The following is a 25,076-nucleotide window of genomic DNA, read 5'->3' on the forward strand; positions in this document are numbered from 1 at the left end:
AGGCATTACCTATGGCAAGAAAAGATAAACTGAGCAAACGCGATTTAAAACTCGTTAACGACCTCAATGCCGCCATGCAGGAAGAGACCCATTACGGTTTATGGCTTGGCGTATTGTTGATTACCAGTTTAATGATTGTGTTTATTTACTGGGCGTATAACAGCGAGCTGGAAGAAGTGACGGTCGGGCAAGGTTCGGTAATTCCAAGTTCGCGTCAGCAAATGGTGCAAAGCCTTGACGGCGGGATTTTAAAATCGCTTGAAGTGCGCGAAGGGCAGTCCGTGAAACGCGGCGATGTCTTAGTCACCCTTGACGATACCCGCTATTCCGCGATTTTAGCGGAAAGCAAGGCAAAAATGCTGAATTTGGAAGCCATGACGGCGCGTTATTCGGCGGAAGCTTACGGCACGCCTTTGCAATTTCCCGATAATGTCAGCGAAGAATTGCGTAATCGCGAAACCATTGCTTATAAGGCGCGCAAAAAAGCCTTGGAAGAAACCTTAAGCGGTCTGCACAAATCTAAGCAGATTTTAGACGAGCAAATCCGTCGCACGGCGGCAATGGTGCAGCGCGGTGTATCTTCAGAGATCGAATTACTGCGTATGCAGCAGCAATCTACCGATATTACCTTGAAAATCAATGAAACGCAGAACAAATACACTACCGATGCCAATGATAATTTGGTACGCACCGCCGCAGAATTGGCACAAGCACGCGAAAACGTTGCGAAAAATGCCGACCCTGTGGCAAGAGCGGTGATTTATTCGCCTGTGGACGGTATCGTCAATAATATTAAATTCAATACCATCGGCGGAGTTATCCGCGCCGGCGAAGATATTATGGAAATCGTGCCGATAGGGGAAAATTTATTGGTGCAAGCCTATATCCGTCCGCAAGACGTGGCGTTTATCCGTCCGGGACAAGAAGCGGTCGTCAAACTCAGTGCCTATGATTATTCCGTTTATGGTGGCTTGGAAGGGGTTGTTACTTTGATTAGCCCCGATACCTTGCAAGACGATCGTCGTCCCAGTCAGCTGAATTTGAATGCTAACGAGTCCTACTACCGCGTATTGGTGGAAACCAATGACAGCAAACTGACCGATAGAAACGGCGAGCCCTTGGAAATTATTCCCGGCATGGTGGCGACGGTAGATATTAAAACAGGCAAGAAAAGCGTCTTTGATTATCTTACCCGTCCTGTTACCCGTATGAAGCAGGCGTTTAGAGAACGTTAGAACACGATTGATATAGTCGGAGAAGTGAAAAAGTAGTACAAGGCGGCGAGCCGCAGACAGTACAAGAACATACGGCAAGGCGAGCCAACGCCGTAATACTTTTTCAATTCTTTGACTATAGTCAGAAAAATGGGACGTGCAAGGCTAGGCAATACCGAATACTCTTTCAATCTCTTGATTATAGAAAATAAAAAAGGTATCGCTTACGATACCTTTTTTATTTTCGATAAAGCAGAGATTGACAGCCCTATCATGACCGCTAATCTGCTTAGGTCTTTCAAAACCGAATTTTTATAAAAATCTCCGGTTTTTGATTGTAACTCGGAATTTTGTTGTTATGAAAGAAGCCGGGTAAAAGTGTTTTCCCGCGCGGCAGTCACGCAGAGGTGGGTTTGGGCACGAGTAAATCCGACGTAAAGCAGACGTGCGGAAGTTTGTTGCTGCTCTTCGTCTATATCGGGCAAGGTGTTAATGCCACTCACGATTACGCGAGGGAATTCGCCGCCTTTGCTGCTGTGGATGGTACATAGCAGCAAGGTATCGGGAGTGGGGCGGTATGCAGTGCGTTCTTCTGTCGTTACCGGATTTTCCAGTGGAATACCGGCGCTGCGGAGTTTGTTCGCCAGTTCTATTCCTTGCTTTTTACTGTAATACAGCACAGCGATATCTCCCCAAGCTGCACCATCTTTATGCCAATTCTTTATTTTGGAGATGATTATATTGATTTCCTGCGTGCGGTCGGTGCAGAGGCGCATTTCGGGAAGGATTCCCGTTTGTCCGCCGCTGCTTTCGCTGCCTACCACCGGAATTATATCTGTGTCATTGGATTCTTCTTTCTCATCTAAGTCGAAAATCGCATTTTGTTCATCCGGTAGCGGGGTATCGCTGAGAAAGTGATGGATGAAGCGGTTGGCGTAGCGGTGGATTTCTTCGCTGTTACGGTAGTTGGTGCGCAAAATGCGGGTACGCCCCCGCGCCATGACGCCAACAGAAGAGAGTGATACATTTCGTCCAGGATAGAGCGTTTGTGCGCCATCGTAAAGCAAGAGTAGGTGATTTTCATCCGGGTCAGGCATACGGGTGAGAGTGCGCAACCAGTCAGCGGTTAGATCATGGCCTTCGTCAATAAGTACGCCGTGATACTGTCCGGAAGGAATGGTGTCGTCTTCTACAGCACGGCATACGGCATCCGCCAGACGATCGGGATAATAGTCTCCGTAAGGAATCGATAGTCCGTAGGCTTTTTTAAGTTTGCCGCACCAATCATGGAAATGATAGATTTCAATGCGCGGATTATCCTCTAGGCGCGATTTCAGGATACTGGCAAGCATGATGTTGTAGCAGATTATCAGAACGGGTTTTCCCTGGGTTTCTTCCGCCAGTTTACGCGCGCGGTGTTGAAGAATTAGCGTCTTACCTGAACCGGCTACGCCGTGGATGACGCGATGTCCTCCGCCTAAATCACGTGCTACCTGCTCCTGCCGAATATCCATCACTTTAACGATATCGGGATATTCGGACTGCTTTTCGAAGAGGATGCTCTGTTTGCCGATGATAAATTCCGGATAAATATGGGCGCGGATGCGCTGGATTTGCGCCGTATCCAGCGCTACGGGGAAATGATAGGGCAACATATCGTGCAATTTGCTCAGGAAGGCATCTTGCGTTAGGCCGCCTTCTATCAGGTCTTCTTTGTACCAAGTTAATGCGGGAGGGAAGCAGTTTTCCAGTTGTTCCCGCGCCTCTTCCCGGATTTTGTCGCGCTGCCAGTTGCTCATTACGGCACCATAGCCCCAGGGAAACAGTAATTTACCTTGATATTGCCCGTGTGCATGGCGCAAATAACGGTCTTTTTTCATACGGTCGACAAAAGGCAGGCAAGAGGTGCGTGCCTGCTCTATCGGGTGGACGGCATTATTTATTTCCTCTGTCTCGGAAACGCGCAACCGAATGTTTTCTTTAGTCATTCCCTTTATGTTGCCCATATACCAGTCTTTGATTTCCAAGCACCATAGACCGTAGCGTGGATGGAAAATTAAAAAATCGGGATAGCGGCGTGTTTTTCCTAGTGAAGCGGTGTTGTACCAAACCAGATATTCATCATCAAGATATTTTTGCAGTAGTTCAGCAAAACGGCGTTCGCCAGCAGTCATCTTATTTTTTTCAGTGGAGTGAGAAAAGTAGCCATCGTTATATTCCTATATTTCTCTATCTATTACGCCAAATGATCCCGTGTGGCGCTAAAGACAATATCGGGAAAACGTTCTTGCGTCAGTTGTAAATTAACGCGGCTGGGCGCGACATAGACCAATTGACCGTAGTGGTCGTGTGCCAAATTGGCTTGGTTTTTATCGATGAATTGCTTTAAGGCTTTATCATTCGGCGCTTCAATCCAGCGCGCGGTAGAAACATTAACGCCTTCAAATTGGCAGCTCACATTATATTCGGTCGTCAGCCTTTGCTGTACCACATCAAATTGCAATACGCCTACCGCGCCGAGAATCAAATCATTGCCGATCATGGGCTTGAAAAATTGCGTTGCGCCTTCTTCGCAGAGCTGTTCCAAGCCTTTGAGCAGGGCTTTCATTTTCAGCGGATCTTTGAGGCGCACGCGGCGGAACAGCTCGGGTGCAAAATCCGGAATGCCTGTGAATTGCAGATCTTCGCCCTCGGTAAAGGTATCGCCGATGCGGATTGTGCCGTGATTGTGAATGCCGATGATGTCGCCGGCAAGGGCTTTTTCGGCATGATCGCGTTCGGCGGCTAAAAAAGTCAGCGCATCGGGGATTTTGACATCACGGGCAAGGCGTACTTGGCGCAATTTCATACCGGGGCTGAATTCGCCGGAATTGATGCGCATAAAAGCAATGCGGTCGCGGTGTTTGGGATCCATATTTGCTTGAATTTTAAACACAAAACCGGTAAATTTCGCCTCTTCGGGCTGCACGGCGCGCGAGGTTGCCTGATGCGGCAAAGGCGAGGGAGCATAGTCGGCAAAATCGCTGAGCATTTCGTTGACGCCGAAATTGCTAATTGCAGAGCCGAAATATACCGGCGTCAGTTCGCCTTTGAGATAGGCTTCGCGCTCAAAGGGATTGCTGGCTTCGCGCAGTAATTCGACTTCCGCGCGAAAATCATCAATCATCTCCGGCAATAATTCATCAAGGCGCGGATTGTCCAATCCCTGTACTTCTTCGCCGTTATTAATTAGCGCGCCTTTGCCCGGCTCGTAAAAATAGACGGTGTCGCGCAGCAAATGGTAAACGCCTTTTAAATTGCGCCCCATACCGATCGGCCAAGTTACCGGTGCGCAACGGATTTTCAGCACGCTTTCCACTTCGTCCATCAATTCCATGGGATCGCGCCCTTCGCGGTCGAGCTTGTTTATAAAGGTAAAAATCGGCGTATCGCGCAGGCGGCAGACTTCCATGAGTTTAATCGTGCGTTCTTCAACGCCTTTGGCGCAGTCGATGACCATCAAGGCGCTGTCCACGGCGGTTAAGGTGCGGTAGGTATCTTCCGAAAAATCTTCATGCCCCGGTGTGTCCAAGAGATTGATAACCTTGCCGTTGTAGGGGAACTGCATGACCGATGAGGTTACGGAAATACCGCGTTCCTGCTCCATTTTCATCCAGTCGGAAGTGGCGTGGCGCGCGGCTTTGCGTCCTTTAACAGTGCCAGCCATCTGAATGGCGCCGCCAAAAAGCAGCAATTTTTCGGTTAGCGTGGTTTTGCCGGCATCAGGGTGGCTGATAATGGCAAAAGTGCGGCGGTCGCGCCAGTCATTAGAAAGTAATTCGCTCATAAATCATGTGTTCAAGATTAGAAAGGCGCGGATTTTAACATATTATTGGCTTATTGGCTGTGTGTGGCGGCAGTGCGGAAAACGCGAGCAGCCGTAAAAATACTGACCGGTAAATTCTCCTTTTTTCGCGGTTATTTCCAGCATTTTTGCGCCGCATTTCGGGCAGCGAGGCGTGCGGTGTAATTGCTCGATATGTTGTTGCAGATTGTCTGCGTTATTTTCTAATCTGGCATGTTGCAAGCGGGCAATTAAGGACGGAATTTCCTTTTCTTCGAATAGAATTTCTTTTTTCTGTTCGTATAAGGCGGCATAAGCGGATTTGCCGCAATAAACTTGATTTGGAATATCCGTTTTGAATTCCGCATCTCCGATAAAAACAACGGCAGAATGGATTTTTTCTCTCGGAATGGCTAAGAGATCGGCAATCGCCTGACAATGTTTGTAATTTTGATGCAGCGGATTTTGAAAGCGGTATTTTTTTCCATTAGGAAAGGTTTGCGTCCATTGTCTTTCTCGTTCTTGGGCAAATATCCAGCCTGATTTGTTTTTGGTTTCCACGACAAATACGCCGTATATGGAAATGACGATGTGATCGATTTGCGTGCTTTCGCCGTTTGGCAGTTTTAGTAAAACATCATCAAAATCATGATAATCAGCGCCTAAATTCCAGTCATGAATGCCCTGTACGCGTCTTTCGCCTAATCTGCCTTTTTCTTGCGCATGGATTTTTTTCTTTTCTTCCGTACCTGATGTGGCGCTGAACAGTAGCGCTAAGCAGATAATGACGATAAGTAAAACGATGAATAATATTTCCATGAAAATATGCTTTAATCTTTTTTGTTTTTTAATAAATTATCCGCCGCTTGTTTGCCGGCGACTAAAAAACCGTAGCAGATAAAGGCGCCGGCAGGCAGGGCGGCGAGTATCATGCCGTTGTCTATTTTAATGACTTGAATGCGCCAGTCTGCCGCGTCATCGCCGAAAATAAGATGCGCGCCGCTAAACAAGGTGCCTTGGGCGAGGATTTCGCGAATGGCGCCGAGCAGCAGCAGGATAAGGGCAAAGCCGATGCCCATAAAGAGTCCGTCAAGGGCGGCGTATTTGACGGTGTTTTTCACGGCATAGGCTTCGGCGCGCGCGATAATCACGCAGTTGGTAACAATTAGGGAAAGGTAGATGCCCAGACTTTGATAGAGCGGATAGGCAAAGGCTTGAATCAGGATTTCGCAGAGGGTAACGGCGCTGGCAATCAGTAGCACAAAGACGGGAATGCGGATTTCATTGCGCAAAAAGCCGCGCGTAAGCGAGACGAGGCTGTTGGATAGAGTTAGTACGAAAATGGTGGCGATGCCGAGCCCCAGCGCATTGATGAAGGTGTTGGAAACGGCGAGCAGGGGGCAGAGTCCGAGGATTTGCACCAATGCGGGGTTATTGTCCCAGAGTCCGTTTTTCAGCAGTTTGCGGCTTTCAGCGTCCATGATGATTCTCCTGATGGTCTTGCCAGTCTTGCAGGGTTTTGCCGACTAATTCGGTGACGGCGCGCGGGGTGATGGTCGCGCCGGTAAAGGCATCGAAATCGCCGCCGTCTTTTTTGACTTGAAAGCGGCGGCTTTGCAGGCTGTGTCCGCGGAAATCTTCGATCCATGCGCTGACGCGGCGTTCGATTTTATCGCCCAGTCCGGGGGTTTCTTTATGGTTTAAGACGCGGACGCCCAGCAGTTGGCGATTGTCCGGAGCGATACCGATCAGCACGCCGATATAGCCGTTGTAGCCTTTGAGAGTGTAGGTGCTGATGAAGTTTGCCAACAGGCGCTCGCCGTCTTTGGCTTGATAGAGGGTAACGGGAATGCCGCCGAGGTTGAGACTTTGGACATTATGCAACAGATCGGCATTGAGGGGCTGCGCCGTGTAGATTTCGGCAAAGGTGCCGAGCAGGTGTTGTTCTTTTTGCGCGGCAATGCGTCCGCTAAAGGTGAGATAGGCGAGAGAGAGCAGGCTGATGCAGACGGCGGCAAAGCTGCTGAGGCGGAACATGGCGCGGCGGGAGTCGGTATTTAAGAGCAGCATTAGCGGTATTTGGGGCTGAGGTTGTCTAAAATCGCTACGGCGGCATTTGCCAGCAAGACGGCAAAGGCGAAGCCGTCGGGGAAATTGCCGAGGTTGCGGATGGCGATGCAGAGTATGCCGATGAGTAGGGCGTAGAGCAGGCGTCCGAGCGGCGTAGTGGCGGCGGTAATCGGGTCGGTGGCGATGAAAAAGGCGCCGAAAATCAGTGCACCCGAGAAAAGCTGTTGCAGCGGATTGAGATAGGCATGGCTGTCGTACAGCCAGAATAGTCCGGCGGTAATGAAGGCGGAAATTAATACCGCCGCGCTGATTTTCCAATCAAGGTATTTTTTCCATGCCAGCCATATGCCGCCCAAGCTCCAAGCGGCGGCCTGCATCAGACTAGGCAGGTAAGTCGCGCTGATTTGACTCACCGCGGTGTCGGCAATGCGCGCTTGGCGGCTACTGTCGAGCAGCGTGGCGGCGGTGCGGGCATCTACCGAGTTGAATAGGCTGAAAAAATCTAGGCTTTCTGCGCTGTGCTGCCCCATGATGGCAGGGAAGCTGACCAGCAAAAAACAATAGCCGACCATGGCGGGATTAAAGGGATTCATGCCCAGTCCGCCATAGACGTGTTTGCCGCAAATCAGGGCGAAAGCGCAGCCGAGGATGACAAGCCAAGCAGGCACCAGTACCGGCAGGCAGAGCGCAAGCAGGAGGGTGGTCAGCATGGCGCTGCCGTCTTTGAGTGCGAATAGGATTTGCTTTCCTGTTCTGCCGCGCAGGGCAAGCAAACTGCCTTCGAGCAGCCAAGCGCTCATCAGGGCAATGCCAAGCAATCCCAACCAGCGGCTGCCTTCAAGATAGATTTGTACGGCAATTCCCGGCAGCAGCGCCGCAATGACTGACCACATGATGCGCGCGCTGGAGGGCGCGACGTGGAAATAGGGCACGCCAATAGATTGAGAGCGGCGAATCATGAGGGTTCTCCTGAGTTGCGTTGTGCTTGTCTGGCTTGTTTGCGCGCTTCGGCTTTGGCACGCGCGGCAGCGAGTTTGGCTTCACGTTCTGCGGTGGCGTCGGGCTCGCTGTGTGCAGCGGTGCTTTCATCAGCGTTGTTGTCGGTACTTGCCTCGTGTTGCCTTGCCGCTTTTCTGGTTTCGGCTTTGGCGCGCGCGGCGGCGAGTTTGGCTTCGCGTTCTTCGATAGCATTGGGCTCGCTGTGTGTAGTGGTATTTTCATCAGCGCCGCTGTTGCTACTTGCCTCGTGTTGTCTTGCCGCTTTTCTGGCTTCGGCTTTGGCACGCGCGGCAGCGAGTTTGGCTTCACGTTCTACGATAGCATTGGGCTCGCTGTGTGCAGCGGTATTTTCATCAGCGCCGCTGTTGCTACTTGCTTCATGTTGCCTTACCGCTTTTCTGGCTTCGGCTTTGGCACGCGCGGCGGCGAGTTTGGCTTCGCGTTCTGCGACGACATTAGGCTCGCTGTGTGCAGCGGTATTTTCTGCCGCCGCTTCTTGTCTTGCCGCACGTTTGGCGGCGGCTCTGGCTTTGGCGGCTTCGATTGCTGCCTGTTTGTTCGCTATGTGTTTTTCTTCTTTATTGTTTTTTATGCTGTTTTCACTGTTTTCCGCCTGTCTTTGGGCGCGGCGTGCTTCGGCTTTGGCAAGTGCGGCGGCTATTTTGGTTTGTTTTTCCGCAGCGGCTTGTTCTTCGGGGCTGAGTTGCTGCTGTCTTGCCGCGCGCTTGGCGGCAGCTCTGGCTTTTGCCGCTTCAATGGCGCTTTGTTTGCCGCTGTCTTCAGGGCTGAGGGCTTGCGGGGCGAGTCCTGTTTGCGCAGGGTTGGGCATACTGCGCGTACCGGTGGTGGGGTCGAAATTGCCGAGATGTCTTTGCGCATTGGCGGCATGGGCTTCGCGTTTGGCGGCTTGCGCCGCTTCTGCGATGGCTTGATTGGCTTGCTTGTCGCCGCCTTGGCTGCGCTGTTGCAGGGCTTCGCGCTTGGCCTGCATTTTGGCTTGGCGTTCGGCGGCTTCGCGCTCTAGGCGGGCTTCGCGGGCTTCATGGCGGGCTTTGGCGCGTTCGGCGGCGGCTTTGTCGCGGGCGGCGCTGCGCAGGGCGCTTTTGCTGTCGCGGTAGTATTGCACCAGCGGGATGTGTGCCGGACAGACGCTGGCGCAGATGCCGCATTCGATGCAGTCGAAGAGGCGGTATTGATTGAGTTTTTTCTCTTCCAGATTGCGGCTGTACCAGTAGAGTTGCTGCGGCATGAGGCTGATTGGGCAGGCATCGGAGCAGCGTGCACAGCGGATACAGTCGGTGGCGGCTTGCTCGCTTGGCATGGGCAGTAGCAGCAGGCAATTGGTGGTTTTGCCGATGCCGGCGGCTTGAGAATGCTGCGGTTCGCCCATCATCGGTCCGCCGATAAGCAGGCGAGTGCCGGCTTTTTGTCCGCCTGCGGCGGCGATTAAGGCGGCGATGGGGGTGCCGAGGCGGACAATGCGGTTCTGCGGCTGCATGATGCCTTCGCCTGTGATGCTGAGGTAGCGTTCGATGAGGGGGATGCCGAGCAATAAGGCGTCATGTACGGCTTTCATGGTGGCGCTATTGTGGCAGATGATGCCGGCATCGGCGGCATGGGCGTCGGCGGGCAGGCGGCGCTTGAGGGTGAGTTCGATCAATTGGCGCGAGTTGCCCGAGGGGTAGCGCACCGGCACGACGCTGAGCTTGATGCGCGTATCGTCGCTGTTTTCAATCGCTTGTTTTAAGGCGGCAATCGCCTGCGGTTTGTCGTCTTCAATACCGAAGACGATTTCTTGGGCATGGACGATGTAGGCGCTTAATTGCGCGCCGCGCACAATAGCCGCCGCGTGTTCGCGGATTTGCATGTCGTCGCAGCTGATATAGGGTTCGCATTCGGCGGCGTTGATGAGCAGGATGTTGGCTTGGTTCGCCAGTTTGCGGGCGGTGGGAAAGCCGGCGCCGCCCAGTCCGGCGATGCCGCAGAAGGCTATGCGTTCGCGCAAGAGATGGGGCGGGGTGTTTTCATCCAGCGGCGGCAGCGGGGCGGCAGCTTGGTCTTTGCCGTCCGCTTCGATGATGATGCTAAGAGCGGCTTCGCCACTGCGGTGTATATCTGGCTGCGGTGCGATGTCGGCAATGATGCCGGAAGTCGGGGCGTGCAGCATCAGCCCTGCCGGTGTCGAGGCTTGGGCAATGGCTTGTCCTTTAAGGACGGCGTCGCCGATGTGGCAGAGCGGTTCCAGCCAGTTGCCGTCGCGTTGGCGCAGGCTGAGTATGTAACGTGGTTCAAGCGGGTGGATTTGTGCCGGCTGCTGCGTGGACATGGCTTTATGTGCCGGCAGGTGCAATCCGCCGTGAAAGCCGTGTTGTTCAGGGCGGCCGCCCAACAGCCAATCAAGGATTTTCATGGTCTGCTCCTGTGTTGCCGTCTTGCGGCTGCGTCCATTGCCATAAAGTCGCATCGCGCGGTTTCATCACAATGCAGTTCACAGGACAGGGGTCTACGCAGAGTTCGCAGCCTGTGCATTCGTCGGCAATGATGGTGTGCATTTTTTGATTGCTGCCGATAATGGCATCGACGGGGCAGGCTTTGATGCATTTGGTGCAGCCGATGCACCAGTCTTCGACGATAAAGGCGACTTGCGGCGGCTTTTCTTCGCCGACTTCGGCGTCTAAGGGCTTGGCTTCGAGTCCGAGCAAATCGGCGAGTTTTTGTACGCCTTCTTGTCCGCCGGGCGGACAGCGGTTGATGTCGGCTTCGCCTTTGGCAATCGCTTGGGCATAGGGTTTGCAGCCGGCGAATCCGCATTGTCCGCATTGGGTTTGCGGCAAAACGGCTTCGATTTTTTCGACAATCGGATCGCCTTCGATTTTAAATTTCTGCGCAAAATAGCCCAGCAGCAAACCGCATAGGGCGATGAGGGCGAGCAATAGGAATAGTGCGACGATGCTCATGCCCAACCGCCGAAGCCCATAAAGGCGATTGCCAAAATGCCGGCGCTAATCAGAGCGATAGGGGTGCCGCGAAAAGGCAGCGGCACGTCCGCGGCTTCTAAGTGTTCGCGAATGGCGGCAAAGAGAATCAGCACCAAGGTAAAGCCTAAGGCTGCGCCCAGTCCGTAAACAGCGGAGGCGAGCAGGCTGTGTTCTTGATTGGCATTGAGCAGGGCGACGCCGAGCACGGCGCAATTGGTGGTAATCAGCGGCAGATAGATGCCGAGCAGGCGGTGCAATAGCGGGCTGGTTTTAGCGATGAACATTTCGGTCAGCCCGACTAGAACGGCAATGGCGACGATAAAAGAAATGGTGCGCAAATATTGCAGATTGAAGGGGCGCAGAAGATAGGTGTCGATGAGATTGGCGCTGCAGGCGGAGAGGGTCAGCACAAAGGCGGTGGCAAGCCCCATGCCCAGCGCGGTGTCGAATTTGCGCGACACGCCCATAAAGGGGCAAAGTCCCAAAAATTGGCTTAAAACAAAATTATTCACCAAAGTCGTAGCGAAAATAATGGTTAGGTAGTATTGCACAAATGCCTCGAAGATTTTTTGCGTATTTTAGCGCAAAATGCCTTGCCATGCTTTAGCGCGGCTTGGGTGTTGAATAATTATTGCAAATACAGAAATTTTGGCTTTAATTAGTAGAGACATTCGTTATCCGTCGGGCAACGATATGTACAAGCAGAGTACTTGTTGCAGGTTTGTTTCGATTCGCTTTCCGCCTAGCGGTGAAAAATATGCTCTGTCGCGATTGGCTTTGGTTATAATCGCGCCAGATAAATTTCTTCTATTACTGAATCAAGGAATATGCGATGGCAGAAGCGATTGCCCCCAGATATTACCGCTTTTTGCAGCTTGTTTTGCAGCAGGCGGAGCAAGAGGCGCTGATTAGCGAGCAGCAAAGCGCGCAGATATTAAGCCGCTATCAGGCGGCAAGCACCCGTTTTTGGCAGGTTTTGCTGTTTGTTTTAGCCGCCGCTTTGGTAGGCGGTGGGATTATTTTGCTTTTGGCGCATAATTGGGCGGATTTGTCGCGTCCTGTGCGTGCGGTGTTGAGTTATGTGCCGCTGGCACTGAGTTATGCCACTTTGCTGGCGGCTTATGGCAAGGAGCAGGCGGCAAAAGAGGGCGCCGGTGCTTTTCATGCCCTTGCTTTGATTGCCGCTTTGGCTTTGATTGGGCAGACCTATCATAGCGGCGGCGATGTCTGGGATTTGCTGCGCAATAGCGCCATCCTGCTGTTGCCGGTGGCATTGCTTTATCCCGCGCAAAGCAGCGCTTGTGCTTTTATTTTATTTGTCGCGGGCTTATTGTTCCAAAATATCTTAATGCCGACGGATTGGCTGCTGGCGGCGGCGAGCGGCATTCTGCTGTGGCGGCAGCGCGGCAGTGTCTTGGCATGGTTTGTCGCTTTATTCGCTTTCTTGCTACTGATGCGGCTTTTGTTTGATTATATGGATGAGGTGGCTTGGCAGGCGGTCTATGTGGCGGTGCCGCTGTATTATGTCTTAGGGCGCGTTTTCTGCGGGCAGGATTATGCCCGCAATCCTTTGGCGAGCATCGGCGCTGCGGGCATTTTGCTCTTGGCTTTGTTATCCGCTTGGGATGATAGAGGGTTGTTTACTAATAATTTCTTGTGGGGAATACCGATTTGGGTGGCGATTTTTGTCTATCTTGCTGCGGGCTTGGCAGTCGTCGCAGTCGTTTTGGCCGTGCAAAAGCGCTTGCGCTTTGAGCAGGCCGCTTTTGCCGCTTTATTGCCGCTGATGCTGTTTGCCAATTATTGGTTGCAGACGTCCGATTTGATGACCAATACTTTGGCAAATAAAGGTTTTTTGTTGATGAGCTTTACCTTGGGACTATGCTTGGCGATAGTGGCGGAACGACAGCAGCGTTGGCTGAAATTCAATGCCGCTTTGCTGTTGCTCTGCAATGCTTTGGCTGCTGCATTTTTTGACGAAGTGTATAGCTTTATGCTGCGCGGTGTTGTGTTTATTATCATCGGTTTGATTTTACTTTTCGCCAATCTCTTCTTGATGAAGAAAAGGAAAGCAGCATGAAAAAAGGCTATTTTTACGGTTTAATCGCCGCTTTTATATTGCAAAGCCTTGCGCTGGCTTATGTGATTTGGGGGCATTATGAGGCGCAAAGCAAGGGCAGGCATTTTCTCTTTCAAACCGAGCCGATTGATCCGCGCGATTATTTTCGCGGTCAGTATGTGGCGCTGAATTTTGCCGCCGACAGCGGCAAGGAAATCGCCAATGATGTCTGCCAAACGGAAGATTATCAGGTCGTGAGCGGCAAATTGTATGCCCGTCTGAAGCAGAATGCACAAGGTTTGGCGGAGATTGATTTTGTATCGCGTCATCCGCCGCAGGGCGACGATTATGTCAGGATTAACGATGGTTACTGCACAGGCAAAACATTGCATTTCAGCCTGCCTTTTAAACGCTATTATGCCAATGAAAACGAAGCTTTGCCGATGGAAGTTGCCGCACGCGAACATCCCGAGCAAACCTTTTTGCAGGTGGCTGTTTATCGCGGACGCTATGCGGTGGAGCGTTTGATTTTGCCGGCAGCGGCGCAGCCCTAGGGCGGCAGAGGTTCTCCGCCTAAAAGCTATAAGCTTATAACTTTTTGCTCTCATCCCGACACTTGTCTTTGCCTACAATGCGCCTTTCTTTTTTAGGAGGACATTGCGATGTTTAAACGCATATTCACGGCGGCAGCCTTGGCGAAGGTTTGGCATTGCTCGGTAAAGTCGGTTTGGCAGATAAGGCGGATTTGTATCCTTATCAACTCTCGGGCGGACAGCAGCAGCGCGTCGGCATTGCACGGGCTTTGGCGATTCGTCCCGAATTATTGCTGTTTGACGAACCGACTTCCGCCCTTGATCCCGAATTGGTACAAGACGTTTTAGACAGTATGAAAGCGCTTGCTGCCGACGGCTGGACAATGGTGGTGGTAACGCATGAAGTGCAATTTGCCTTGGAAGTGGCGGATGTGATGCTGGTCATGGATAAAGGTTTGGTGGTCGAGCAGGGCGCGCCGAAAGACTTGCTGGCAAATCCGCAGCATGAGCGCACGCGCAGTTTCTTGCAGAAAATCTGTCATTAAAAAAGCCCTTAGGGGCTTTGCTTTTTGTGCTTTTGCTTTGATATGGAATGATAATGCTAATTTTTCTAAGGGCTTGTTCCTCAAGCTTGAAAACAATTGATTTTGATGAAATACCGTATAAATAAAATAATTTACAATCACTCAATGTAACAGTTTACAAAATAAGGTAAATCTATAATAATCCTTGCGTGTCAATTTGACACATTGTTTTAATCGATATGTTAGAAAAACCGCATTCAGCGGTGCCACCTTGAGGAGTTTGTATGAATAATCCGATGTATATTACCTTCGGCATTTATTTGATTGCCGTGCTGCTGATTGGTTTGGCGGCTTATTTTTCCACACGCAATTTTGACGATTATATTTTGGGCGGGCGCAGTCTCGGGCCTTATGTGACGGCGATGTCCGCCGGCGCCTCCGATATGTCGGGTTGGCTGCTGATGGGGCTGCCCGGTGCGATTTATGCCAGCGGTTTGAGCGAGGCCTGGATTGCCATCGGCTTGACAATCGGCGCTTGGCTGAACTGGCTCTTTGTCTCGGGACGTTTGCGCGTGCATACCGAATACGCTAATAATGCCTTGACCTTGCCCGATTATTTTTATCACCGTTTCGGTGCCAAAGGGCAGGCAATGAAAGTCATTTCCGCCGTGATTATTCTGTTTTTCTTCACGATTTACTGTGCTTCAGGTATTGTGGCGGGGGCGCGTTTATTCCAAAGTCTGTTTGAAGGCATGAGTTACAACACCGCTTTGTGGTTAGGTGCCGGTGCAACGATTGCCTATACTTTTATCGGCGGCTTTTTGGCGGTGAGCTGGACGGATACCGTACAGGCGACGCTGATGCTCTTTGCCCTAATTTTAACGCCGATTATGGTCTATCTCAGCTTGGGCGGTGCGGCGGAAATGAGCGCGGCGGTGCAGGCTGTGGCTGCCAATACCGGCAAAGAATACAGCAGCCTGTTTGCCGGTACGACCTTCTTAGGCATTATTTCTACCGCCGCTTGGGGTTTAGGCTATTTCGGACAACCGCATATTTTGGCGCGCTTTATGGCGGCGGAAAATGTGAAATCGCTTAATAGTGCACGCCGCATCGGTATGACGTGGATGATTGTCTGCTTGGGCGGTGCGGTGGCGGCCGGTTATTTCGGCATTGCTTATTTCGGCGGTCATCCCGAAGAAATAGGAGCATTAGGCGGTAATGACGAACGCATTTTCATTGCTTTGGCAACCTTATTGTTTAACCCTTGGATTGCCGGCGTCATTTTGAGTGCGATTTTGGCAGCGGTGATGTCTACGCTGTCTTGCCAGCTCTTGGTCTGTTCCAGCGCCATTACCGAAGATTTTTACAAAGGCTTTCTGCGCCCGAATGCTGCGCAAAACGAATTGGTCTGGGTAGGGCGGATTATGGTATTGGCGGTGGCGATTATTGCCATTTTGATTGCCGGTAATCCCGACAGCAAAGTGCTGGGCTTGGTGTCCTATGCTTGGGCGGGCTTCGGCGCAGCCTTCGGACCGGTGGTGATTTTATCGGTGATGTGGAAGCGCATGACGGCTTCAGGCGCTTTGGCCGGCATGATTAGCGGCGCAGTCGTGGTGGTGCTATGGGCGGAAAAAGTGAATCCGGCATTGAGCAAAGCGGGTTTGCCGACCATGTATGAAATCGTGCCCGGATTTATTTTGTGCGGCTTGGCGGTGGTTGCCGTATCCTTATTGAGCAAAACGCCTGAGCGCGAAGTGGTGGAAAAATTCGAAAAAGCAGATGCGGATTATCGCGCAATACATTGAGAGATAGCCGATTATGAAATGAAAAGACGATGAATGTCCTTTCCTACAATCTTAATCGGCTTTGTAACTAATTGATAAGAGCGCCTTAACATATAGTCGAAAAATTGAGAAAGTATTACGGATTTGGCTCATCTTGCCGTACGCGCTTGCACTATCTGCGGTTCGCCGCCTTGTACTAATTTTCGAGCAAAGGGACATTTTAGGTGCTGTTTTCGAGTTCTTTAGCCCTAAGGGACAAAATAGGTGCTATCTAGCGTTTTTTAAGCAAAATAATCTTTTATAAACTTAACCTTATTGTCCTTTCCCATGCCGCAATGACAAGCTAAAAGTCTTTTCAGATCACCAAATTTTCCTTCAAGCAAATTGGTGGTTTTTGGCAGGTTTAACTCCGGATAATCTTCAAAGGTAAAAAGCCAATGCAGATTGCGCCTCAGACTGTTATAAGCACTTCTTAAACGTTTGTGCCTATAGTGTGATTTACCTGTTTCGGGATTTGAGCTACGTTCGTTGAGAAAGTCTTTATGCTGCTTATGCCAGTTATTCAAATGCTCTTCAAATGCCGCTTTGCTGCTGTTTTTTAGGCTTAAGGCAAGTTGTTTTAAATCTACTGCCGCTGCTGTTTGAGGTTTTCTTGTCAGATAACGGTTAATGGTTTTGACTTGGTGGAATTGACAAAGCTGTATGGGAATATCGGGAAATAATGAGGTTAATCCTCTTCTTCCATCGCAGATAATACTCTGAATATGTATTCCTTTTTCTTGTAGCTCTCGTATGGCTTGTCGATACAATGCATTGCTTTCTGATTTAACCTCGCTGACCGATAAGGCTTGTCGGCTGATGCTGTCATACAGCACCATCACACCAAATTTACGTCCAAAGTAGGTAGTATCCATGATGATATTGACTGATGAAAAATGCCGTTGTTCAGGTTCCCTAAGTCGGGCTTGTTTGAGATGTCTAGCAATGGTTTTACGGTTGCAGGAAAAACGTTGGGCGAGCTCTTGCATGCTTTGTTTGCCGCTACTATAAAGTGTCCACAACTCTTGAGGGTTAAGACGCTTTTTGCTGCTAAAACGCTTACCGCATTGCCGGCATTTGTATCGTTGCTGATGATTTTGTCTGCCGTCTTTTTTGACCTGTTTTGAGCCACAGAAAAAGCATTTTTTGTGTTCAAAGCTTTTGACCTCGCTAAAAGCCTTACAGAATAAGGTTTTTCAAACTTTTTAGCACCTAAAATGTCCCTTTCCCCTTATACGCCATAATGGGGCTTGAAAAACAGCTTGAAAAGCTCACGCATGCTGTTGACATCATGACACAAGATTTTGATATGCTTGTAAGGTCATTTTCGGAATTTAACGAACAGCTGATGCTGCAGAAAAAGACCTTTTTAAATGATGTCGCTATCTCAGCAGAAGATATTATTGAAAAACATCTGGAAGTTCTTCGCCAAGATTTGGTACAGAAGCATATTGATGTTATTAATAACTCTATAAAAAACAAGCGCGGCTTTAAGTGGAAATTTTTTGCTAAGTCTTGAATAAATTTAGGGGCTGAAGCAGATTGAAATAAGCATCAATCTACTTCAGCCCCTAAGTTTATATTTGCCCCACCAAGAATTTGATGAGGCGTTAGTGCAAATATTAATTTAAGCAAAACTGCATTTATTACCCGCCAATCCGATTCGGATCATTTACTGCGCCTGCGGCCAGAAGCGCAGCGTCTGCACCAAGACTGTTAGGCGCATCTGCCGGCGCTGCAGCCCCTGAACCAAAGGATGCCATGGCATTGACCAATTGGTTCGCCTGAGCCGCGCTGCGGTCATTGGCATCGCGATTGCCGCCCGCGCTGTAAGCCTGCACTTTTGCTTCAAAGCCGCGATAGTCCATCGTCTCATTGTCGAAGACAAAATGCTCTATCCGGCCTTTGTCTGCAGCCGCATAGCGGTCTTTGATCGTGATGGTGTCATCGCTGCCTGCAAAGTGCAGAATCTGGTCATTATTCTTGCGCTCCAGCCGGATGTCTTCAAGACGGTAGTTTTGCAGTATCAGGGTGTCATTCACTCCGCCCTCATCATCAATGATGTCCTGCCCATCGCCTTTTTGGTATTGGTAGGTGTCGCTACCAAGCCCGCCCTGCAGCAGGTCATTACCTTTGCCGCCGATCAGGAGGTCGCTGCCTATCAAACCGATTAAGGTGTCGTCTCCTTTACCGCCAGAGAGCACATCATTGAACCAGCTGCCGTAAAGCTTGTCATTGCCGCTTTCTCCGATAACGGTACCGCCGTTCCATGGGGTATGGAGTTCGCGGTCGGTATGGGTAATGCTGACGGGAATGCTGCCGGTTTTGCTTAAGCCGTATGCATCTGTCGCGGTGATGCTCAGGGTAAAGTCGTCTTGTCCGATCGGCACTTCTGCCGTGATGGCATGGGTGTACTCGTCATAGTGCATCCAGCTGGGCAGTTCAGCACCATCATTCATGGTGATGCGGTAGCTGAGGGCGCCGTTTTCCGGATCTTTAAATTGCCAGAGCGGCAGATAGTAGCGCCAGGTTTTGCCTTCTGCAGCGGCTTGGGCGCCTAGGTCTCCCTGCAGCTGCGGCGCTGCATTGATATGCAGGTCAAAGTTATCGGCGCTGCGTTTTCCTGCGCTGTCCTGCGCTTGGATTTTGAGGCTGAGGTCTTGGCTGCCAAGCGGTGCCTGTCCGCTTAATTGCCCTGTTTGCTCATCAAAGCTCAGCCATGCCGGCAGGGCATCGCCATTGCTTTGGGTCAGGGTAAAGGTCAGGCTGCTGCCTTCTGGGTCGTTAAAGCGGCTCAGGTCGAGGATTTGCTGGAGGTTCTCGCCTTCGTTGATGCGGATGTCGTTATACGGCAATACCAATACCGGCGCTTGGTTCGGCGCAATATTCAGCGCAAATGCGGTTTCACTGTGTAAATTCGCCGCATCTGTTGCCTGCAGGCGCAAGCCCAGTGTTGATACGTCCGCGGGCGCTGTACCGCTCAGCGTGCGGGTATCTGCATCAAACTGCAGCCACGCCGGCAATGCGGTGCCGTCTTGCGCGGTCAGGGTATAGCTGAGCGCATGTCCTTCCGGATCGGCAAAGAGGTTGTCCGGCAGGCTGATGGTAAAGGCGACGGCTTCGGTGACGGCGATATCATCAGGATGGCGCAGCCGCCGCGGTGCTTGGTTATCAGCAATCACCAGATCGACTGTCGTGCTGGCGCTGAGGCTGGAGGCTTCGGATGCGGTCACATTGAGGGTCAGGTCTGCTGCGCCGATTGGCGGTTTGCCGCTGATGGCGCCTGTTGCTAAGTCAATATGCAGCCAATCCGGCAAGGCGCTGCCATCGGCGGTGCTGACGGTAAAGTGCAGGGCATCGCCTTCTCTGTCGGTAAAGTAGTCATTCAGGTTCGCCGTTAAGGTTTCTGCTTCAATGGCATTGAGGCGTGTGTTGTTTACGGCTGTCGGCGCTGTGGAGTGCGTGCCGCCTTGCGCGAGGTATTCCAGATAGTCTGTCGTCCACTCACGGCCGTTATCATCAAAGACGATGCTGTCGACTTTGCTGTCATAGACGCTGCTGCCATGATTGGTACTGGCTTTGAAGTGGTCTTTGAGGGTAATTTGATCGTGCGCATCATGATTGAAGGTGATGACGATATCATCGCCGCTGCGGCGGACGTTTGCATCCTTATCGTTTACGCCTGAGATATGCAGGCTGTCGCGGGCGGCTGTGTTATCCAAGAAGTTCATCTCGTCTTTTCCGCCGCCGATTTGATAGTGAATGGTGTCGTTGCCGCCGCGGGCATTGACGATGTTATCGGCTGCATTGAGGACGATGTCGTTATCCAGTGCGTTGCCATAGGCTGCAGCGGCGCTTCCTTTGAGAATCAGATTCTCAACATTGTCTTCTAGGTCGGCGTATTGTCCTGTGTTAACAGGGTTGCCCATGCTGTCTTTGCTGATGATGAATGGATCGGCATGGCGCTCAATGGTATCAATGCCGCCATCGGCTGCTTCGATGACTTTATCGCCCGCTACTAAGTAGCTGCTCCAGCTGCTGTCTTGTGCCACGCTGTCATAACGGTCAACAACATAATAATCATCGCCGGCACCGCCTTGCATGATGTCTGCGCCTGCGCCGCCGTCTAGGCGGTTATTGCCGCTGTTTCCTGTGAGGCGGTTATCCGCATCGTTGCCTGTAGCATCGGCGTCTTTATCGCCCAATAAGGTAACTGCTTCTAGGTTGGTGTTGACGAGGGTAAAGCTTGAGTCGGTTTCAACGGTATCGTAGCCTTCATCTGCTTTTTCTATGATGGTGTCTTGGCTGTCAATACGGTAAGTGTCGTCGCCTTTGCCGCCGATTAGGGTGTCGGCATCTGCGCCGCCGTCTAGTACATCGCTGCCTAAACCGCCTATCAGCGTATCGCTGCCGCCATTGCCAAAGAGCTGGTCGTCTCCGGCACCGCCATCTATGGTGTCTATGCCGTCCCAACCTTGTACGACGTCATCGCCGTCAGCAAACTGGCTGGGAATGTTCATCGCTTTCAGGTCGTCGATGCGCCACTCTGTTTGGTCGGCAAACTGGAAGTGTTCGATACGGTGGTCTGCGTCGGTAAACCAATCTGTGATGGTTATGGCCGCATCGCCATTGACGGAGACTAACAGATGATTGTCAACGCGGCTGAAGCTGACGTCTTCACGGCGGATGCCTGCACCAAAGATAATGCGGTCGTCTCCTGCAATATCGGTAATGGTGTCATGGCCATCGCCAAGCTGATAGTAATAGGTGTCGTCGCCTTCGCCGCCGTTCAAGGTGTCATTGCCTTTGCCGCCTGTAATGCTGTCATTGCCGCCTTTGGCATCAATCACATCATCAAATACGCTGCCGACGAGGACGTCATCGCCGTCGGTTTCGTGCAGGGTGTGCTGGGCAATGTCGGATTCCTGCCAAACGGTACCGTTATCAAATACGATTCGATCAATACCGCGTTTTTCTGCGCCTTCTGCAAAATAGCCTTGAACGCGTACGCTTTCTTTCGTGGCGTTCATCACAATCAGCAGGTCATCGCCGTCAGATTTGAGGTTAACGGTTTCTGGCGCAATGTCCTGCAGGCGCAGGGTGTTGGTCTCATAGTCGGTGAGGCTTGCGTGCAAGATGGTGTCATGGCCATCGCCGCTATGGAAGATATAGGTATCGTTGCCGGCACCGCCAAGCAGGGCATCATCGCCTTGTCCGCCTGATAGGGTGTCGTTGCCATTTCCGCCTTCTAGGCGGTCATTGCCTTTGCCGCCATAGAGGCTGTCCGCGCCATTATCCCCGTAGAGGCGGTCTTCGCCGTCTTCGCCATAGAGTCTGTCGCTGCCTAGTCCGCCATGCAGTTCGTCATTGCCGGCACGGCCATAAAGGGTGTCATCGCCGGCACCGCCGTCGAGTGTATCGGCATCGCGGTAGCCATACAGGGTATCAGCCTGCTCGGTACCTTGCTGTACGAGTGTTTTAACAGCTGCAATGTCCCATGTTTTGCCATCTGCAAATGCGATGCTCTGCAGGGTGTCTTTACCTTCGGCATCGTTGGCAAAATAGTCTTGCACGGTGATGTGCTGGCCGTTATCTAAGTGCAGGACAAGATTATCGTTGATGCGGACGGCACGCACGGCATCGGAGCGGATATCTGCGAACTGTAAGGTGTCGCGATCGCCGTCGGTATTGCCGCTGTTGATGATGGTGTCATTGCCATCGCCATGGCGGTAAAGGTAGGTGTCGCTGCCTGAACTGCCTCTCAGCGTATCATTGCCTTCTCCGCCAGCGAGGAGGTCATTGCCTTCGCCGCCGTCAATGTAGTCATTGCCTTCACCGCCGCTCAAGGTGTCGTTGCCAGCATAGCCAAAGAGCTGGTCATTGCCTGCGCCGCCATCTAAGGCATCTGCGCCGTCGTAGCCATAGAGCTTGTCATTGCGCTCGGTAGTTTCCTGAACTTTGGCTTTGATAATTTCCGGCGTCCAGACTTCAGCGCTGCTGTCGAAGGTAATTTGTGCAAGCGCAGCATTGGTTGCGCCGTGCGTGTCAAAATAACCGTTAACGGTAATGGTCTGGCCATTGTCTTGAGTGAGAATCAGGCTGCCGCCATCACGTGATGCGGTTACTTGGGCAGGCGTCAGTCCTTGCAGCGCTAGGGTATCTGTACCGCCGCCGTAGTTATTGATGGTGTCGCTGCCATCACCATAGCGGTAGTAGTAGGTATCGTCGCCAGCGCCGCCGTTTAAGGTATCGCTGCCTTTGCCGCCGGTGATGCTGTCGTTGCCTGCGCCGCCGTCAATGCGGTCGGCGCCTTCGCCGCCATTTAAGGTGTCATCACCGCCGTAGCCATACAGTTCATCATTGCCGGCGCCGCCGTCGAGGCTGTCGGCTCTGTCATAGCCGTAGAGCTTGTCGTTTTGTCCGCTGCTGATTTGGACTTTCTCTTTCACCGCAGCAATGTCCCATTGCCCATCGGCAAAGGCGATAACGTTAATGGCATTGCTGCTGGCATCGCTGCCGTCAAAGTAGTCTGTTACGCTAATGACTGCGCCGTCGGCAAGGTGCAGCAGCAGTGTATTGCCGTCGCGTGCAGCGGTTACCTGCGCTTGGCTGATGCCTTCAAGTTTCAGCGTGTCGGTGCCGCCGCTGTTTTCGTCTTTGTTGGTGATGGTGTCGCTGCCATCGCCTAAGCGGTAAATGTAGGTGTCATCGCCAGCGCCGCCGTTTAAGGTGTCGCTGCCTTTGCCGCCGGTGATGCTGTCGCTGCCTTCGCCGCCGTCAATGCGGTCGGCGCCTTCGCCGCCATCAAGGATGTCGTCGCCATCGTTGCCGTAGAGAATGTCATTGTCTGCACCGCCATGCAGCACGTCATCCGTGCTGTAGCCGTATAGCGTGTCGTTCTGCTCCGTTCCTTGTTGGACGAGCGTGCGAATTTCATCTGTTTCAAAAGCAGTGTTATCATCAAACTCAATGCGGTCAAAAACATACCCTGTTATCGCCTGACCATTAAAGTAGTTCTTAACGGTGATTGTATGTTCTGTTTGTTTAATGGTGATGCGTAAATCATCCCCATTAACACGTGCCATTTGAATATCGTCTTTGCTTAGCTCATGCAATACTAATCGATTGTTGTGCCCTGTCGCCTCAAAATGGTCAACAATGGTATCGTTACCGTCTCCAAGACGATAGTGATAGGTATCTGCACCATTTGCGCCATTCAATACGTCATCACCATATCCGCCAGTAATGCTATCGTCATCATTACCCGCATAAACGGTATCATTGCCAGCACCTGCATCGATAACATTTGCTCCATCACCAGCGTAAATCTCATCATCGCCAGCAAGTGCAGAGATGTTATCTGTTTCAGCAGTGTAGTATAGCTTATCGGCTTGTTCAGTAGGATTAGGTTTCAAGGTTTCGACAATATCTTCCCATGATACGGTTGAACCATCAGCAAATTGCAGTTTTTCAATACGGCCTTGATAAACAGAGCCGTCAAAATTGAAGAAATTATCTAACTGAATCGTACCTTGCGGAGTATGAATCGTAACGCTTGATATATCGCGAGTGAAGCTGATGTTTTGTGCGGTAATAGACGCGTCCGTGAATACAATTGAATCGTTACCAGCGCTGTCATAAATACGGTCATCGCCAAATTTGCCGCTAAAGCGATAAATATCATTACCTGCACCGCCTTGGAGCAAATCATTTCCGCCGCGGCCGTCAAACGCCTCATCCTTATCTGTACCAAGCAGCTTGTCGGCAACTTCTGTACCCTTGTAGTAGCGGTGATTTATGAGTGCTGAAAAAATACCACCACGTTCATTGCTTAATGCTTCTAAATGAGAGGCAAGTGTTGTTTGATAATCACCATAATAAGCTCCCAAATCCTCCATATGTTGAACCAAAGATAATATTCTCGTTTCATCTCCGTTTTCATAGGCTTGGGTAAGTAGTTGGTCTACAATAGTCCATATAAGTGGGCTATTGGTGTTTTCAGGTGAAAATAAACCACCATAATCCACTTGATCGGCAATAGCGGCACGCACATAATTAGCAAACTTCTGATATTCAACAATTAATTTAGGTGCTGCATGCCCATGAGGATTAGGATCGCGTTCGCCCCAGCACCATGTGCCCAGATAGCCATGCCCTGTGAGATGCTCAAGCGTCACTAATTGGCGGGCATCCATCACATGACCATAAATTTTCTTAGGATCGCGGCTATAAGGATCAACGTCCTCACTGCCTGTCCAGCGATAAATTAAGGCATCTAGCAAAGATTCACGCTTAGCTTCATCTGCAGCAATATATTCTTCTACCATTGCTTTGAGCTTGCTGTCTTTGCTCATTGCTATCTGTAAGTTAGGTACATTGCCAAAACCATGAACATCGGGCAGAGTAGCTACATCCTCAGGAATGTCTACCGCTCCAGTATAACGAGAATCCGCAGTGTTGACTTTAAACCATACGTCTTCAATGTCGGACTGAGTGCCATCTGTCCAGGTAACTTGCGAACGATGGGAAATATCGTTATTAGCGTCATCTGTTTCATGAACTTGCTGCGCTTGAAGATTGATAGAAGCAATACCTAAATCAGACAAGGAAGAGAGTTCGTCAGCATCTGTTTTGCCATTATAGTTTCTATCCTGCCAAACTTTGAGCTGTGACCAAATCGCATCTTGAGCAGAAATAACGCCATCGGCGTTCGTGTCATACTGACGCAGGGCTGCAAATCCATCAGCGGCAAGCGTTCCATCTTGTAAAACGGTATGATTGCCGAACAGCTCCGCACCGTTATCAATTTTTCCATTACTATTTAGGTCTAAAGCGAGAAATCCATCATTTCTATTCAACCATGCTGTTTTTTCAGCAAATAAGCTATTATCTAGATCAAAAAATACACCATTTCTTAAAAAGGTAGTTTCAATACCACCTTTGTTTAAGTCTATTACAAGTGGAGAAACGGTTCTCTCAGCATCATCTATATTAGGATGAGATGTTGGTTTTGGAGGCTTATTACATAGCTTATCATTAGAACCTTTTGGATA

General features: G+C 51.0%; 15 protein-coding genes and 3 pseudogenes. 7 read left to right on the plus strand and 11 right to left on the minus strand.

The features are described 5' to 3' along the window. Window positions 1-11 precede the first annotated feature (11 nt). Both DYC63_RS08280 and DYC63_RS13810 read left to right on the plus strand, forming a co-directional pair. The gene (locus tag DYC63_RS08280) at window positions 12-1,235 is read left to right on the plus strand and encodes an HlyD family type I secretion periplasmic adaptor subunit (RefSeq protein ID WP_115218788.1); all 1,224 of its coding nucleotides are present in this window, start codon (window positions 12-14) and stop codon (window positions 1,233-1,235) included. A gap of 11 nt (window positions 1,236-1,246) precedes the next feature. Further along, a pseudogene (locus DYC63_RS13810) lies at window positions 1,247-1,357 on the plus strand (IS30 family transposase); the annotation flags it as partial. A gap of 213 nt (window positions 1,358-1,570) precedes the next feature. Here the strand turns inward: DYC63_RS13810 and DYC63_RS08285 are convergent. From DYC63_RS08285 to rsxA, 9 genes are all read right to left on the minus strand, one after another. Next, window positions 1,571-3,388: a 3'-5' exonuclease gene (locus DYC63_RS08285; protein ID WP_115218789.1), complete on the minus strand. Its 1,818-nt coding sequence runs from the start codon at window positions 3,386-3,388 to the stop codon at window positions 1,571-1,573. A 62-nt stretch (window positions 3,389-3,450) separates the two neighbouring features. After that, window positions 3,451-5,040 carry a peptide chain release factor 3 gene (locus DYC63_RS08290; protein WP_115218790.1) on the minus strand — a complete coding sequence of 530 codons (1,590 nt, stop codon included), beginning with the start codon at window positions 5,038-5,040 and terminating at the stop codon, window positions 3,451-3,453. Between the two features lie 42 nt (window positions 5,041-5,082). Beyond that, window positions 5,083-5,856: an NERD domain-containing protein gene (locus DYC63_RS08295; protein ID WP_115218791.1), complete on the minus strand. Its 774-nt coding sequence runs from the start codon at window positions 5,854-5,856 to the stop codon at window positions 5,083-5,085. 11 nt (window positions 5,857-5,867) lie between these two features. Then, the gene (locus DYC63_RS08300) at window positions 5,868-6,518 is read right to left on the minus strand and encodes an electron transport complex subunit E (RefSeq protein WP_115218792.1); all 651 of its coding nucleotides are present in this window, start codon (window positions 6,516-6,518) and stop codon (window positions 5,868-5,870) included. Further along, the gene (locus DYC63_RS08305) at window positions 6,508-7,107 is read right to left on the minus strand and encodes an RnfABCDGE type electron transport complex subunit G (protein ID WP_115218793.1); all 600 of its coding nucleotides are present in this window, start codon (window positions 7,105-7,107) and stop codon (window positions 6,508-6,510) included. The genes DYC63_RS08300 and DYC63_RS08305 overlap by 11 nt, the downstream gene beginning before the upstream one ends. Then, complete coding sequence (locus tag DYC63_RS08310; RefSeq protein ID WP_115218794.1) at window positions 7,107-8,066, minus strand: RnfABCDGE type electron transport complex subunit D; 960 nt, start codon at window positions 8,064-8,066, stop codon at window positions 7,107-7,109. Before DYC63_RS08310 ends, DYC63_RS08305 begins: the two co-directional genes overlap by 1 nt. Then, entirely contained in the window at window positions 8,063-10,516 is a 2,454-nt protein-coding gene (gene rsxC / locus DYC63_RS08315) for an electron transport complex subunit RsxC (RefSeq protein WP_172459465.1), read from the minus strand. Before rsxC ends, DYC63_RS08310 begins: the two co-directional genes overlap by 4 nt. After that, window positions 10,503-11,063 carry an electron transport complex subunit RsxB gene (gene rsxB, locus DYC63_RS08320; protein WP_115218796.1) on the minus strand — a complete coding sequence of 187 codons (561 nt, stop codon included), beginning with the start codon at window positions 11,061-11,063 and terminating at the stop codon, window positions 10,503-10,505. Before rsxB ends, rsxC begins: the two co-directional genes overlap by 14 nt. Then, the gene (gene rsxA, locus DYC63_RS08325; RefSeq protein ID WP_115218797.1) at window positions 11,060-11,635 is read right to left on the minus strand and encodes an electron transport complex subunit RsxA; all 576 of its coding nucleotides are present in this window, start codon (window positions 11,633-11,635) and stop codon (window positions 11,060-11,062) included. Before rsxA ends, rsxB begins: the two co-directional genes overlap by 4 nt. A 281-nt stretch (window positions 11,636-11,916) precedes the next feature. On the opposite strand from rsxA, the gene DYC63_RS08330 reads away from it, so the two are divergent. The 4 genes and pseudogenes from DYC63_RS08330 (at window position 11,917) to putP (ending at window position 16,005) form a co-directional block, all read left to right on the plus strand. Beyond that, the gene (locus tag DYC63_RS08330; RefSeq protein WP_115218798.1) at window positions 11,917-13,164 is read left to right on the plus strand and encodes a DUF2157 domain-containing protein; all 1,248 of its coding nucleotides are present in this window, start codon (window positions 11,917-11,919) and stop codon (window positions 13,162-13,164) included. After that, complete coding sequence (locus tag DYC63_RS08335) at window positions 13,161-13,697, plus strand: GDYXXLXY domain-containing protein (RefSeq protein ID WP_115218799.1); 537 nt, start codon at window positions 13,161-13,163, stop codon at window positions 13,695-13,697. Before DYC63_RS08330 ends, DYC63_RS08335 begins: the two co-directional genes overlap by 4 nt. A gap of 143 nt (window positions 13,698-13,840) precedes the next feature. Next, window positions 13,841-14,221: pseudogene (locus DYC63_RS08340) on the plus strand (amino acid ABC transporter ATP-binding protein); the annotation flags it as partial. 263 nt (window positions 14,222-14,484) lie between these two features. Further along, complete coding sequence (gene putP, locus DYC63_RS08345) at window positions 14,485-16,005, plus strand: sodium/proline symporter PutP (protein WP_115217353.1); 1,521 nt, start codon at window positions 14,485-14,487, stop codon at window positions 16,003-16,005. 260 nt (window positions 16,006-16,265) lie between these two features. On the opposite strand, the pseudogene DYC63_RS08350 reads toward putP, so the two are convergent. Further along, window positions 16,266-17,156, minus strand: a pseudogene (locus tag DYC63_RS08350) (IS256 family transposase, variant Zn-binding type); the annotation flags it as partial. A gap of 110 nt (window positions 17,157-17,266) precedes the next feature. Between DYC63_RS08350 and DYC63_RS08360 the strand changes: the two are divergent. After that, the gene (locus DYC63_RS08360; RefSeq protein WP_115218803.1) at window positions 17,267-17,542 is read left to right on the plus strand and encodes a hypothetical protein; all 276 of its coding nucleotides are present in this window, start codon (window positions 17,267-17,269) and stop codon (window positions 17,540-17,542) included. A 127-nt stretch (window positions 17,543-17,669) separates the two neighbouring features. Here the strand turns inward: DYC63_RS08360 and DYC63_RS08365 are convergent, their stop codons facing one another. Beyond that, on the minus strand, window positions 17,670-24,881 hold the full coding sequence (locus DYC63_RS08365) for a putative Ig domain-containing protein (protein WP_172459466.1): 7,212 nt from the start codon (window positions 24,879-24,881) through the stop codon (window positions 17,670-17,672). Window positions 24,882-25,076: the final 195 nt, after the last annotated feature.

The sequence above is a fragment of the Suttonella indologenes genome, from assembly GCF_900460215.1.
Taxonomy (GTDB): Bacteria; Pseudomonadota; Gammaproteobacteria; order Cardiobacteriales; family Cardiobacteriaceae; genus Suttonella; species Suttonella indologenes.

Excerpts from the sequence above, each read along its gene's own strand:
- DYC63_RS08360 (WP_115218803.1), top strand. The coding sequence starts at position 17,267 with ATGGGGCTTGAAAAACAGCTTGAAAAGCTCACGCATGCTGTTGACATC.
- DYC63_RS08300 (WP_115218792.1), bottom strand. The coding sequence starts at position 6,518 with ATGGACGCTGAAAGCCGCAAACTGCTGAAAAACGGACTCTGGGACAAT.
- rsxB (WP_115218796.1), bottom strand. The coding sequence starts at position 11,063 with ATGAGCATCGTCGCACTATTCCTATTGCTCGCCCTCATCGCCCTATGC.
- DYC63_RS08335 (WP_115218799.1), top strand. The coding sequence starts at position 13,161 with ATGAAAAAAGGCTATTTTTACGGTTTAATCGCCGCTTTTATATTGCAA.
- DYC63_RS08305 (WP_115218793.1), bottom strand. The coding sequence starts at position 7,107 with ATGCTGCTCTTAAATACCGACTCCCGCCGCGCCATGTTCCGCCTCAGC.
- DYC63_RS08290 (WP_115218790.1), bottom strand. The coding sequence starts at position 5,040 with ATGAGCGAATTACTTTCTAATGACTGGCGCGACCGCCGCACTTTTGCC.
- DYC63_RS08295 (WP_115218791.1), bottom strand. The coding sequence starts at position 5,856 with ATGGAAATATTATTCATCGTTTTACTTATCGTCATTATCTGCTTAGCG.
- rsxC (WP_172459465.1), bottom strand. The coding sequence starts at position 10,516 with ATGAAAATCCTTGATTGGCTGTTGGGCGGCCGCCCTGAACAACACGGC.
- DYC63_RS08285 (WP_115218789.1), bottom strand. The coding sequence starts at position 3,388 with ATGACTGCTGGCGAACGCCGTTTTGCTGAACTACTGCAAAAATATCTT.
- DYC63_RS08280 (WP_115218788.1), top strand. The coding sequence starts at position 12 with ATGGCAAGAAAAGATAAACTGAGCAAACGCGATTTAAAACTCGTTAAC.
- putP (WP_115217353.1), top strand. The coding sequence starts at position 14,485 with ATGAATAATCCGATGTATATTACCTTCGGCATTTATTTGATTGCCGTG.
- DYC63_RS08330 (WP_115218798.1), top strand. The coding sequence starts at position 11,917 with ATGGCAGAAGCGATTGCCCCCAGATATTACCGCTTTTTGCAGCTTGTT.
- DYC63_RS08310 (WP_115218794.1), bottom strand. The coding sequence starts at position 8,066 with ATGATTCGCCGCTCTCAATCTATTGGCGTGCCCTATTTCCACGTCGCG.